The sequence below is a fragment of the Saccharospirillum sp. MSK14-1 genome, from assembly GCF_003054965.1.
Taxonomy (GTDB): domain Bacteria; phylum Pseudomonadota; class Gammaproteobacteria; order Pseudomonadales; family Natronospirillaceae; genus Saccharospirillum.
Map to the genome: position 1 here is coordinate 125821 of NZ_MIES01000026.1, position 11730 is coordinate 137550.

An 11730-nucleotide genomic window follows, 5' to 3' on the forward strand; every position below is an offset into this window, starting at 1 on the left:
CTATAGTGTTGTCGATTTGCGAAAAAACACAACGCTCTTTGCAGTGGATTTTTCAACCCGATAAACGCCCACCCGCGGGTCGTTTTGCCGCCACCTTTTTTGAGACTCAGCCATGCATTTCAGGCCCGCTGTCCCGGCCGATCTGGACGTTCTGAACCAGCTGGAACTGGATTGCTTCGACAGCGATCGCATCAGCCCGCGTTCGATGCGTCGTTTTCTAAAACGCAGCTCGCCGATCTTTCGTCTCGCCGAGCACGACGGTGAGGTACTCGGTTATGGCTTGCTGCTGTGCCACAAAGGCACCAGCCTGGCACGGCTGTATTCTTTGGCGGTGTCGCCGCGTGCTCAGGGTCAAGGATTGGGCCGGCAATTAATGGCGCAGCTGGAGCAGGCGGCCGAAGTGGCCGAGCGTCGGTTTATCCGCCTGGAAGTGCGCACTGATAACGCGGCCGCGATCCATCTGTACCAGAGTCAGGGCTACAAAATCATTGGCAAACGCGCGGGCTACTACGAAGACGGTGGCGATGCGCTGTGCCTGGAAAAGCGCCTGCATCCGGCGCATCCGCAACCCGAGAATCTGCCCTTTTTCAGTCAGACAACGCCGTTCACCTGTGGCCCGGCGGCCCTGATGATGGCATTGCATCATCAGGACCACGGACGGCCGCTGGACCGCAACGAAGAAATCCAGCTGTGGCGTGAAGCGACAACCGTTTATATGACCACCGGCCTCGGTGGTACCTCACCCTTTGGTTTGGCCGCCGCTGCGGCCCGGCGGGGTTTTGAAGTGGCCGTCTGGGCCAGCCATCTGGATGTGCCATTTCTGTCGTCGGTCCGTTCGGCTCACAAGCGTGATGTCATGACGCTGGTGCACGAGTCGTTTATTAACGAATGCGCGCAATTGCAGGTAGAGCTGGCGGTAAAACAACTGACCTTGCCCGACATTCGCCGCCTGCTGGATGAGGGCTGGGCGTTACTGGTGCTCATCAGTACCTGGCGTTTAAACCGCAACAAGGCGCCGCATTGGGTTTGGCTGGTCAGCATGGATGACGATCACGCCTATCTGAACGACCCGGACACCGACGAAGAATACGACCGGCGCGATCTGGACAATCTGTTTATGCCGGTTCGACTGGACGAGCTGAATGCACTGACGCGTTACGGTCAGCAACGTTATCGCGCCAGCGTTATGGTTCGGCGGCGTTAAACGCAACAGCTTCTTGGCGAAACCGCCGTTGATCCCGGTGGCCGCCACGCTTAACGTGCGTTGAATCCTATTGTCGAGTTGTCAGGTAACGCCATGCAGTTTGAGCATCTTGAAGTTCACCCTCGTCACGGGCCGAGTCTTTATCTGGATCAATGGCAATTAGCACCGCTGCAGAGCTGGGTGATTCTCGGCGGCAATGGCAGTGGCAAAAGTGCGCTGGCGCGATTGCTGTGCAACGACCTTCCCATCGCCAAGGGGCAACTTCATGACCGGCCGCCGCGCGTGCACTGGTTATCGCTGGAAAATCAGCAGGCGCTGTATGAGCGCGAACTCTACCGCGATGAAACCGACTTTACCGATCATCTTGATCCCGGCACGTCCGTGCGCGAACTGCTCGAAGAAATCCGCCCCTGGAACGACGAGCACCAACGCCTGGTCGATTTACTGAAACTCGCGCCCTTACTCAATCGCGGTTACCGGCTGCTGAGCAGTGGTGAAGGCCGCAAAGTTATGTTGGCGCGGGCGGTGCTCGACGCGCCCGATTTACTGCTACTCGACGAACCTTTTGAAGGGCTCGATCGTCAGGCACGACTCGATTTGATCGAGGTACTGGGCGATCTCGCCGCCCAAGGTCAGTGGCTGATGATGTTGATCGGTCAACGCCAGGACGTCCCAGCCTGGGCCAGCCACCTGGCGCTGCTCGATCGCGGTCGACTGGTACTGCAAGGCGATGCGGCGTCGGTCTTGAACCATCCGGACTGGACCGCAGCATTGGAACTCTCGGCGCGCCAGTCCATTGATCTGCCCGAGCGGCAATCCGAATTCCAGTTGCCCGACTGGCCGGGCGACAAGCCACTGGTTGAACTGAGTAATGGCCGCGTTGAGTACGCCACCGGCGTGCAGTTCGAAGGGTTGAACTGGCGATTGCAACCGGGCGAACACACTCAGATTCACGGCCCCAATGGCTGTGGTAAATCGACCTTGCTCAACCTCATCAGTGGCGACCACCCACAGTGCTACGCCAATGACCTGACCGTATTCGGTTACCGGCGCGGCCGGGGTGAAAGCATCTGGGACATTAAAAAACACCTCGGCCTGGTGTCGGGTCATCTGCATCGCGATTACCGCGTAGCGGGTAATGCACTCACCGCCGTGGTGTCTGGCCTCACCGATTCCATCGGTGTTTATCGCGATACCGGCGCCCACGAAGCGCAGTTAGCGCATCAGTGGCTTGATCTGCTGGGTCTGGGTGACAAGGCCGGCGAAGCCTTTAAGCGGCTGTCGACCGGCGAGCAACGCCTGGTGCTGATCGCCCGGGCGCTGATCAAACAGCCGCCGCTGCTGATTCTGGACGAGCCGACACAGGGATTGGATGATGTGAATCGTTTTCGGGTGCTGGCGGCGGTTGAACGCATTCTCGATGCAGGACCCACCACCTTGCTGTTCGTCAGCCATCGTGAGGATGAACAGCCGGCACTGATTCAGCGTCATTTGCGGTTCAGTGCCAACACCGAACCCTCGGCTTTATTTCAGGTGGCCATTGAATGACCTTGCGTTACTTGCTGAAATTTCTGGTGCTGCCGCCACTGGCTCAATTACTGGGTTTGCTGCTGGCGATCCTACTGTGGCGTCGATTGCCTCGACTGGCCCGCGCCCTGGCCATCCTTTCAACCGTGAGCTTGTGGCTATTGGCAACACCCCGCCTCAGCGCCTGGTTGATCGATGGCCTGGAGCAGCAGCATCCGCTGTTAACTCCCACCGAACTTTCCGACAGCAATGCCCAGGCCATTGTCGTCATTTCCGCCGGACTCGACCCGAACGGCACCGAGTTTGATCGCCCCAGCGCCAGCGAGCACACCTTAGTGCGCTTACGCTACGCAGCCTTTGCGCAACGGCAGACCGGTTTGCCACTGCTGGTTTCAGGAGGGCGGGTACTGACGCACAGCCAACTGACGCTGGCCGAGATCATGGCCACGGAACTGGTTACACAATTTCGCGTGCCGGTGCGTTGGCTGGAAGGTCGCAGCCGCAACACCGCCGAAAACGCGCGCTATTCGGCCGAGATTCTGCGACGTGCCGATGTCGACAGCGTGCTGTTAATCACCGAAGCCTTTCATATGCCGCGAGCCGTAATGGCGTTTGAAAACGCCGGTCTTAGGGTTATTGCGGCACCCACCGCACCGCTTAACAGCAGTGAATCGCGACTGCTCAACTGGGTGCCAACCGCCACGGCACTGAACCAATCCACGCTGGCGCTGCATGAATACCTCGGTTGGCTGGTCTATCGCCTGGGTTATTGAACCGACAGTTGCTCCAACACCAACCACTGCTCATCCGTCACCGGACTGACCGATAATCGCGACTGACGCAGCAACGCCATCTCCGCTAATTCCGGTGTTTGCTTGATCAGTTTGAGCGGAACCGGCTTAGGCCACCGCTGACGAAACGCCACCGTTATCACTGTCCAGCGTGGGTTATCGGCACTGCTTTTGGGGTCGTAATAACGTGATGCCGGGTCAAGGGCATCGGGATCAGGCCGCGGTTCACTGATCACTTCGGCTTCGCCCACCACCGCAGGTTCAGCACAGGCCGAGTGATAGATCAGCACCCGGTCACCCGGCACCATGGCCCGCAGATGATTGCGAGCCTGATAGTTACGAATGCCATTCCAGGGTTCACCGGCCTTACCACGGGCTTCCAGGTCGTCCAGTGAAAACTCATCGGGCTCGGTTTTTGCCAACCAGTTCGCCATTCCATTCTCCTTTGTGCCGTGGATTCATTTTTGTATTTGCTTTTTCGATGATCTGTGCGAAATTGATCGGCCGACGTGAAAATAACTGCATTTAGCAGCATTTAACGTCAATTAAATGGCTTTTCATTAAAACAGTGATCCGGGAATTGCAATACCGCCAAAATTCCGGCAGGGAAGTACGCTTATGAAACGTAAAAAGCCCGATATTTTGATTGCTCTGGCCTTTATGCTCGGCCTGGGTGTAACGCTGTCCAGCCTCAGTCAAGGCGAAGACGATACCCGTAAGTCCGGCTATAACGCCAAGGCTTCCGGTGTCATGATCAACAGCAACACATCCTACTGACGTTCTGGTACCAGACGCACGGACGAAACAGTCAGGGATCGATCACAGCCGCCACTGCTGCTGATCGGTAACAACAGCGGCCAGTGGTATGTCCCAACTTTCCAGCGGTATCCGCTCGACCTGCTGGCACTGGTGTGCCACGCCGATCAACCGCGGCTGCCGCGGCCAGCGCACACGCGCAGCAAACGTCCGATCATAGAAACCACCGCCCATTCCCAGACGACCGCCTTGGTCATCAAAGCCGACTAAGGGCAATAACACCCAATCCATGGCCCAGGGCAATATACGCCGGCCGGATGTCGGTTCAGGGATACCAAAGCGATTGGCTTTCATCGTGCTGCCCGGGTGCCAGGGGCGAAACCAGAGCGCAATTTTGCGCGGCTGCAACACCGGCAAATAAACCCCTTTACCGTCGCGCAGCAAACGTCGCATCAGAGGATACACATCGATCTCACCATCCGTTGCCCAATACAGTGCGACCGATCGCATGCGGCTGTAGCCGGGCGAACGCACCACTTGTTGAGTGAGACGCTGAGCAGCAAAACGTTGTTGGTGAGCGGTCAGTGCGCGTCGGCGAGACCGTAACTGGCGCCGTAGTTGTTGCTTAAGTTGCGCCGTGGTGGATGTCATTGAGCCCCCGACGTCAGCCTCAACAATCGATGGAAGGAAGGAAATGCCCCAGACTACCGCTGCCGTGGGAGACCTTGAACCGTGAAGTCCAAGGCGGCGTTCCACGTATCGAATTAGGCTTTCCGACCAGCGGACATGCTCACATCGACAACTCAGGAACACCTGTATTCAAAGTATCGGCTCGAGGACTGTGCACGACTGGCGCATAGCCCAGGGACACCCTCAATTATAATGAAAATCCCGACAATGACAGTCTTGACAGGGCGCTTTTCGACAGCTGTATAGCGACTTTACTTGCGCGCTCAGTCGTCGCCCGGGCTGTCTAAGTCCAGCGACAGTGGCAGTGCCTCGGCGGGCAGTACCTCATCCAGGCGCCGCAGCAGATTTTCGGTAATGATTTGTTCTTCGCGATTATCGCCCGGTTCGCGATCGAGCAATTCCCGAGTGAGGTTCAATGCCGCCATTACCGCGATGCGCTCAATACCGAACACCTTGCCGGTGGTGCGAATTTCTTTCATCTTCCGGTCCAGCGACGACGCCGCCTGTTCCAGCTTGGCTTCTTGCCCCTCGGGGCAGGCGACTCGGTATTCGCGTTCTAAGATGGTGACGGTCAGGGTATTCTGTTGGCTCATCCAGATTGCTCCATCGTCTTCAGCCGTTCGATCATCGCCTCGACGCGATCACGAGCCAGTTCATTCTGCTTCACCAGCTTAGCGCGTTCGCCCTGCCAGGCAGCACGTTCGGCTTTGAGCAGGCGGTTTTCCTGCTCCAGTTGCTGATAGAGCTCGATCAGCGTTTCAACCTTGTGCTCAAGCTGCTTCAGAGTGGGTTCGGACATAACACCGCTGGCCTGCGAAGAAAGGGTTGGAAGACCGCAGAACTATATAGACTGGCTCAAAGAGCGGTCAACGACTGCGGTCACAGTGCCAACAATGGTAGCATTTTGCCGATCAAACCCCACCTAGGGTGTCGCAACGAAGATCGCCCGCGGAGACTGCATGTCCGAATCGAACCAAGATGTCCCCCAGATGCGCCATCAGGATCTGGCCAAATTTTTTGAATTGCTCGGCTCCGGCCAGAGCCCGACCACGCTGCACGGCTCACTGACGGGCGTATTCGCGGCCGGCCATCGCATGGAGAGCGCCGACTGGGTCAGCTGGGCGAGCGATATGATCGGCCCGAGTGAAACCGTCACCGCCGATCATCAGGCCATTCTTAAGGCGCTCTACAGCACCACCTTAACGGCACTGGAAGACAGCAACATGAGTTTTCGGCCGCTACTGCCCGCCGATGACAGCCCACTGAGCGAGCGCCTGGAAGCCCTCAGCGACTGGTGCGGTTCTTTTCTCGGCGCCTTCGGTACCGTCGGCGTGGTTGCCGAAGATAAAGAGATGCCGGAGGAGATCGAAGAAATACTGGAAGACCTGTCGGCCATCGCCCAGGTCGAAACCGACCAGGACAGCGACGCTCAGGCGGAAGAGGATTTCACCGCCATCAGCGAGCACGTACGTATGGGCGTGCTGAATCTGTTCCTGGAATACAACCGCCCGGCGGCAGACGGCAAAGCCGAACCGACCGTCCATTAAGCGGCTTTGGAGACTCTTTTATGACACGCATCAGCCGAACCGAATTTGCCGAACGCCGCCAGCAGCTTATGGAACAGTTGGCACCGGGCAGCATCGCCATCATTCCTGGCGCCAGCGAAACCATTCGCAACAACGACGTGCATCATCCGTTTCGCCAGAACAGCGACTTCATGTACCTGACCGGCTTCGCCGAGCCCGACGCCGTGGCGGTATTGGTGCCCGGTCGTGAAGCGGCGCAATACATTCTGTTCGTCCGCGATAAAGACCCCGAGCGCGAGATCTGGGATGGCTATCGCGCCGGTCCGGAAGGCGCGGTCGCCGACTACGATGCCGATGACGCCTTTCCCATCGATGACATCGACGACATCCTGCCCGGTCTGATGGAAGGCCGTAGCCGCGTTTACTCACACATGGGCGTCGATGCCGGTTTTGATCATCAATTGATGGCCTGGGTTAACCAGATTCGTGCCCGGGTCCGCCTGGGTGCACGGCCACCGGAAGATTTTTCCGACATCGCCCATCTGTTGCATGACCAGCGTCTGGTGAAATCCGAGCAGGAAATCGCCATCATGCGCGAAGCCGCGCAGCTCAGTGCCCGAGCGCACAAGCGCGCCATGCAAGCGTGCCAGCCGGGCGTGATGGAATACCAACTGCAAGCCGAAATCGAACACGAATGCATGCTCGGCGGCAGCCCCTGGCCTGCCTATCCGGCCATTGTTGGCGCCGGCGACCACGCCTGCGTGCTGCACTACATCGAGAACGCCGCCCCCATCAAAGATGGCGATCTGGTATTGATCGACGCCGGTGGCGAACTGGAATACTACGCCTCCGACATCACCCGAACCTTCCCGGCCAACGGCCGTTTCAGCGAAGAGCAACGCACCCTGTACGACCTGGTATTGCGTGCTCAGCTGGCTTCCATTGAAGCGGTTAAACCCGGCGCCACCTGGATTGAACCCCACGAGGCCACGGTGCGTGTGTTAACCGAAGGTCTGGTCGAGCTGGGACTGCTCAAAGGCGATGTCGATACGTTGATCGAACACAACGCCATCAAACCCTTCTATATGCACAAAACAGGTCACTGGCTGGGCATGGATGTACACGACGTGGGCGATTACAAAGTCGGTGGAGAATGGCGGGTTCTGGAACCGGGCATGGTATTAACCATCGAACCGGGACTCTATATCTCGCCCAATAACACCGACGTCGATGAAAAATGGCGCGGCATTGGTATTCGCATCGAAGACGATGTCGTGGTCACCCGCAACGGCTGCGAAATTCTCAGCGCCGATGTACCGAAAGACCCAACCGAGATAGAAGCCTTAATGGCCAGCTCCGAGCAGCGTCTGAGCTGACACCCCTCGCGGGTATCGTCCGATACCCGCCAACGTCCCTTGCCTGATGCAAAATAATCACGCCCTCCCAGCGCAAATTGTCCGCTTTTGACTAAGCTGTCTTATTGGGATTCAGAAGATTATTGGGCCGGAGACCAACATGCAGGTTCTGATACTCGAAGACGAAGTGGTCATACGAGAACTGCTCAAAACGGTGTTGTACAGCCTGAGCGACGATGTCGAGATTTTGGAGGCCGAGACCACCAGCAAAGGCCGGGCACTGTGGCAACAGCATCATCCGCAACTGGTGCTGTGTGACTGGGAGCTGGCTGATAACAGCACCGGCCTCGAATTGGTTAAATTCATCCGCGAAACCGATACCGAAACACCCGTCCTGATGATCACCGGCCGTGGCGATCGGCAGACCGTTGTCAGCAGTCGTCAAAGTGGTGTCACCGAATTCATCATTAAACCCTTCGACCCGGTACGACTGGGTGATCGATTAAAAGCCTACCTCCGCGCCGCGGGCGAGAAAGTGCCACAAACCAAGTCAGGCCCGTTACCCCCCTTGGTCGATTGGCTGAAAGACCTCAAAAGCCGACTGATGCCACCCCCCACGCTGGGCGGAACACGCGACATCGTCAATCAACTTTCCGCCAGTGAACCACCCAGCGGACAGGATCTGGCCAAACTGTGGCGCACCAACCCGGCCATCACGGCGCGACTTATTCATGTGGCGAACAGCGGCATGGCGAACCGCTACGGAAAAAACATCGACAATCTGGTCGATGCCATCAGCAGCATCGGCGTCACTATGGCCATGCAACAAGCCTTGGCATTAACGCTGGATCAGCAAGACCAATTAGCGCATCCAGCACTGGCGCAACACGCCATATTGCTGTGCCAGGACGCAGAGAATATTGCTGCGGCAGCCGCCACCTTAGCCAAACAACTGAAGGCGAATGTTGGCCAAAGTTACACCGCCGGTTTGCTCTATCCGCTGGGTGAACTGGCATTGCTGCAAATGATGCAAAGTTATCTCGACCAGGGCGGCGCTATCGACAATGCTGAAATCGAAACGATGCTGGAAAAACTGGGTGGCGATTACCTGAAAGCGCTGGAACAACTGTGGAAATTGCCACCGGAATTATGTGAACGCATCACCGCAGCACACGAGTTACCCGCCAACGTAGAACGTCACGAATTAATTCTGATGACCGTGGCGGTTGATCAAGTAAAAGGGCGCACCGACAGCGACGATTACCAGCGCAAACTGGGATTGCTTGGCTTGCTGTAAAGCCTGCCCGTTATGGTGGTTAAATACGATGACCGGCACCGACTTTGTGCCAGTGTTTAATCAGTCGATCGGGAATGTCGTCCAGCGCCTGCACTTCGGTCACGCCGCCGGCTTCTAATGCAACACGCGGCATGCCATACACCACACAGCTGGCCTCGTCCTGAGCCAGCGTGTAGCAACCGCCGCGGTACATTGACAGCAAGCCCGCGGCGCCGTCTTTGCCCATACCGGTTAAGATCACCCCAACGGCATTCGCGCCACAGGCATCGGCCACCGACTGGAACAACACATCCACCGAGGGGCGATGCCCCTGCACCTGTTCTGAATCGACCAGACGCGTCTGAAAATCCGATCCAGAACGGACCACGGTTAAATGCCGGTTGCCCGGCGCAATAAACACCTGGCCAGGCAAAATACGTTCGTGCCCTTGCGCCTCACGCACCTCCAATGCACTGTTGCGGTTAAGCCGTTCCGCAAAGGTGCGGGTAAAACCGGATGGCATATGTTGCGTCACCACTGTACCGGGTGCGTCTGCGGGCAGCGCCGTCAACACGGCTTTAATTGCCTCGGTTCCACCGGTTGATGCACCGATCGCCAGAATGTGTTCTGTACTGACACCCAGTGCCTCTATCGGTTTAATAACCCGCTTCTGGGTGGCACGGAAACGCGTGACGGCCGCCGCTGCGCGCAATTTATCGTGAATGACCGCCTGATAGTCGCCCAGTTCACGACGCACATCGAGCTTGGGTTTGGCGATAAAATCCACCGCCCCTAAGTCCAGTGCCTGTAAGGTGGCTTCGGCCCCGCTTTCGGTCAGCGTCGAGACCATCACGACAGGCATTGGGTGGCCTTTCATCAGTTTTTGCAGAAAGGTCAGACCGTCCATGCGCGGCATTTCAATATCGAGCGTTAAAACATCCGGCGGCGATTGCCGGATAAAATCACGAGCGGCGTAAGCATCCCCGACAGCGCCAACGACGGTCAGGTCCGGCGCACGATTGATCAGCTCCGTCAGAACCTGGCGAATCAGCGCCGAGTCGTCAATGACTAACACTTTAATCACACCATCTCCTTCATTCGATTACTGCGTCTGTGATCAGACATCAAACAATTCGATATCGCCTTCGGGTCGTTCATCATTCAGGCGGTGCAGGTACTGATCCTCACGTTTGAGGATGGTGTCGTTGTGCATTTGTTTCAGCTTTTTAACCAATACCTGACCGGATTCCGTGAAAAAATAGACCTTGCGCGGAAAGGGAGACAGCAAATCTTGCGCTCTCACTGGAATGTTCTCATCGGCCAGATACTTCAACACAAAGTCGGAATTTTTTTGCCCGACACTTTGGCTGGTAATGGCCGCCAATACATTGCCACCGCCAAACACCTTTGCTTCCAGGTTATTACGACTCGCGCCCATCTTAATCAACTCGTTGATCACCAACTCCATGGCATAGGCGCCATATCGAGCCGACTTATACGACGTTAACGAATCCGACGTTTCATCCGCTGGCAGCAAGAAGTGATTCATGCCCGCAATGCCCAACTGCGTATCGCGAATGCAGGCGGCAACGCATGAACCCAGCACTGTAACAATCAGCTTGCCCGGCTGAGCCACATAGTATTCGCCGGGCAATATTTTTACCGCTTCGCGTTGAAAATAACGATCGTAATAACGATTGGGTGCCAGCTCGACATTGTGATGCTGCCGGGATTCTCCGGTAAAGGTTTCGCCGTCGCCGTAACTCACTGCGCCTCCTAGGCTTGTCGTTGATAAATGGTCTTCCCGACCAAACGCAGAGCACGATATTCGCGGTCAATGGTTTCTGAATGCCCGGCCACGTAGTAACCGTCCTTTGCCAGCAACGGCACCATACGGTCGAGCAGTTTAATCTGAGTGGGTTTATCAAAATAAATCATCACATTACGACAAAAAATAACGTCCAGATCTGGTGCGACATCCCACTTTGAATCCAACAAATTCAACCGCTGAAATTGAATCAATCGGTTGAGTTCAGGCCTTACTTTGACCAAACCCTCGCGCTCACCCTTGCCCTTCAACAGGTAAGATTTCTTTAAATCAATATCCACATCCTTCACTCTGCTTTCGGCATAAACCCCCATTTTTGCCGTTTTCAACACCTGACTGTCGATGTCAGTCGCCAAAATCTGCACGGGTGGCGTCAGACTTTTAAACGTCTGGCACGCCGTCATGGCAATGGAGTATGGCTCTTCACCGGTGCTGGCAGCGGCACACCAGATGCGCAAGGGCTGACCCTGACGATGACGTTCTGTCAGCATATCGGACAGCGAGTTGAAATGATGTGATTCGCGAAAGAAGGACGTCAGGTTGGTCGTTAACGCATTGATGAACAGTTCAATTTCATCAGGTTGTTGATCGAGAAATCCAAGATACTGCTGGAAGCTATTGAGATTGAGCGAACGCAGACGGCGTACTATGCGGCTGTACACCATCTGACGCTTGCTATCGCCCAGTTTGATTCCGGCGGCCTGGAAAATCCGTTTTCGAATGGCCTCGAAATCTGCTTCGTCGTAGTCAAACTCCCATTCCTTGTCGACTGTCATA

General features: G+C 56.4%; 14 protein-coding genes and 1 other RNA gene. 7 read left to right on the plus strand and 8 right to left on the minus strand.

The genetic code is table 11. The features are described 5' to 3' along the window. Positions 1 to 112 precede the first annotated feature (112 nt). From BGP77_RS04450 to BGP77_RS04460, 3 genes are all read left to right on the plus strand, one after another. Positions 113 to 1204, plus strand: a complete 1092-nt coding sequence (locus tag BGP77_RS04450; RefSeq protein WP_108163522.1) for a GNAT family N-acetyltransferase/peptidase C39 family protein — start codon at positions 113 to 115, stop codon at positions 1202 to 1204. A gap of 93 nt (positions 1205 to 1297) precedes the next feature. After that, entirely contained in the window at positions 1298 to 2752 is a 1455-nt protein-coding gene (locus BGP77_RS04455) for an ATP-binding cassette domain-containing protein (protein WP_108163523.1), read from the plus strand. Further along, positions 2749 to 3504: a YdcF family protein gene (locus tag BGP77_RS04460; RefSeq protein WP_108163524.1), complete on the plus strand. Its 756-nt coding sequence runs from the start codon at positions 2749 to 2751 to the stop codon at positions 3502 to 3504. Before BGP77_RS04455 ends, BGP77_RS04460 begins: the two co-directional genes overlap by 4 nt. On the opposite strand, the gene BGP77_RS04465 is transcribed toward BGP77_RS04460, so the two are convergent. Beyond that, positions 3498 to 3956 (minus strand): EVE domain-containing protein, encoded by a 459-nt coding sequence (locus BGP77_RS04465; RefSeq protein ID WP_108163525.1) that lies wholly within the window; start codon positions 3954 to 3956, stop codon positions 3498 to 3500. The genes BGP77_RS04460 and BGP77_RS04465 overlap by 7 nt on opposite strands. A gap of 184 nt (positions 3957 to 4140) precedes the next feature. On the opposite strand from BGP77_RS04465, the gene BGP77_RS18035 reads away from it, so the two are divergent. Then, complete coding sequence (locus BGP77_RS18035; RefSeq protein ID WP_158269271.1) at positions 4141 to 4299, plus strand: hypothetical protein; 159 nt, start codon at positions 4141 to 4143, stop codon at positions 4297 to 4299. Between the two features lie 42 nt (positions 4300 to 4341). Here the strand turns inward: BGP77_RS18035 and BGP77_RS04470 are convergent, their stop codons facing one another. The 4 genes from BGP77_RS04470 to BGP77_RS04485 all read right to left on the minus strand — a co-directional run bounded on the left by BGP77_RS04470 (position 4342) and on the right by BGP77_RS04485 (position 5767). Further along, on the minus strand, positions 4342 to 4929 hold the full coding sequence (locus BGP77_RS04470) for a 5-formyltetrahydrofolate cyclo-ligase (protein WP_108163526.1): 588 nt from the start codon (positions 4927 to 4929) through the stop codon (positions 4342 to 4344). A gap of 41 nt (positions 4930 to 4970) precedes the next feature. Continuing rightward, a non-coding RNA gene (gene ssrS, locus BGP77_RS04475) (6S RNA) lies at positions 4971 to 5149 on the minus strand. Positions 5150 to 5231: 82 nt separating this feature from the next. Continuing rightward, positions 5232 to 5561 (minus strand): cell division protein ZapA, encoded by a 330-nt coding sequence (locus BGP77_RS04480; protein WP_108163527.1) that lies wholly within the window; start codon positions 5559 to 5561, stop codon positions 5232 to 5234. Next, positions 5558 to 5767, minus strand: coding sequence for a TIGR02449 family protein (locus tag BGP77_RS04485; RefSeq protein ID WP_108163528.1), 210 nt, complete (start codon positions 5765 to 5767; stop codon positions 5558 to 5560). Before BGP77_RS04485 ends, BGP77_RS04480 begins: the two co-directional genes overlap by 4 nt. Before the next feature lie 160 nt (positions 5768 to 5927). Between BGP77_RS04485 and BGP77_RS04490 the strand changes: the two genes are divergently transcribed. The 3 genes from BGP77_RS04490 to BGP77_RS04500 all read left to right on the plus strand — a co-directional run bounded on the left by BGP77_RS04490 (position 5928) and on the right by BGP77_RS04500 (position 9146). Next, entirely contained in the window at positions 5928 to 6515 is a 588-nt protein-coding gene (locus tag BGP77_RS04490; protein WP_108163529.1) for a UPF0149 family protein, read from the plus strand. A gap of 20 nt (positions 6516 to 6535) precedes the next feature. Next, a complete protein-coding gene (gene pepP, locus BGP77_RS04495; protein ID WP_108163530.1) occupies positions 6536 to 7870 on the plus strand; it encodes a Xaa-Pro aminopeptidase in 1335 nt (444 codons plus the stop codon). Between the two features lie 139 nt (positions 7871 to 8009). Then, complete coding sequence (locus BGP77_RS04500) at positions 8010 to 9146, plus strand: HDOD domain-containing protein (protein WP_108163531.1); 1137 nt, start codon at positions 8010 to 8012, stop codon at positions 9144 to 9146. Between the two features lie 19 nt (positions 9147 to 9165). Here the strand turns inward: BGP77_RS04500 and BGP77_RS04505 are convergent, their stop codons facing one another. From BGP77_RS04505 to BGP77_RS04515, 3 genes are read right to left on the minus strand one after another with little or no spacing between them, the layout of a single operon-like run. Then, positions 9166 to 10209, minus strand: a complete 1044-nt coding sequence (locus BGP77_RS04505) for a chemotaxis response regulator protein-glutamate methylesterase (RefSeq protein WP_108163532.1) — start codon at positions 10207 to 10209, stop codon at positions 9166 to 9168. A 33-nt stretch (positions 10210 to 10242) separates the two neighbouring features. Further along, positions 10243 to 10893, minus strand: coding sequence for a chemoreceptor glutamine deamidase CheD (gene cheD, locus BGP77_RS04510; protein ID WP_108163533.1), 651 nt, complete (start codon positions 10891 to 10893; stop codon positions 10243 to 10245). An 8-nt stretch (positions 10894 to 10901) separates the two neighbouring features. Continuing rightward, positions 10902 to 11729 (minus strand): CheR family methyltransferase, encoded by an 828-nt coding sequence (locus BGP77_RS04515; protein WP_108163534.1) that lies wholly within the window; start codon positions 11727 to 11729, stop codon positions 10902 to 10904. Position 11730: the final 1 nt, after the last annotated feature.

Bases quoted from the DNA above. Each gene is read 5' to 3' on its own strand.
- BGP77_RS04450 (WP_108163522.1), top strand. From the start codon at position 113: ATGCATTTCAGGCCCGCTGTCCCGGCCGATCTGGACGTTCTGAACCAG.
- BGP77_RS04455 (WP_108163523.1), top strand. From the start codon at position 1,298: ATGCAGTTTGAGCATCTTGAAGTTCACCCTCGTCACGGGCCGAGTCTT.
- BGP77_RS04460 (WP_108163524.1), top strand. From the start codon at position 2,749: ATGACCTTGCGTTACTTGCTGAAATTTCTGGTGCTGCCGCCACTGGCT.
- BGP77_RS04465 (WP_108163525.1), bottom strand. From the start codon at position 3,956: ATGGCGAACTGGTTGGCAAAAACCGAGCCCGATGAGTTTTCACTGGAC.
- BGP77_RS18035 (WP_158269271.1), top strand. From the start codon at position 4,141: ATGAAACGTAAAAAGCCCGATATTTTGATTGCTCTGGCCTTTATGCTC.
- BGP77_RS04470 (WP_108163526.1), bottom strand. From the start codon at position 4,929: ATGACATCCACCACGGCGCAACTTAAGCAACAACTACGGCGCCAGTTA.
- BGP77_RS04480 (WP_108163527.1), bottom strand. From the start codon at position 5,561: ATGAGCCAACAGAATACCCTGACCGTCACCATCTTAGAACGCGAATAC.
- BGP77_RS04485 (WP_108163528.1), bottom strand. From the start codon at position 5,767: ATGTCCGAACCCACTCTGAAGCAGCTTGAGCACAAGGTTGAAACGCTG.
- BGP77_RS04490 (WP_108163529.1), top strand. From the start codon at position 5,928: ATGTCCGAATCGAACCAAGATGTCCCCCAGATGCGCCATCAGGATCTG.
- pepP (WP_108163530.1), top strand. From the start codon at position 6,536: ATGACACGCATCAGCCGAACCGAATTTGCCGAACGCCGCCAGCAGCTT.
- BGP77_RS04500 (WP_108163531.1), top strand. From the start codon at position 8,010: ATGCAGGTTCTGATACTCGAAGACGAAGTGGTCATACGAGAACTGCTC.
- BGP77_RS04515 (WP_108163534.1), bottom strand. From the start codon at position 11,729: ATGACAGTCGACAAGGAATGGGAGTTTGACTACGACGAAGCAGATTTC.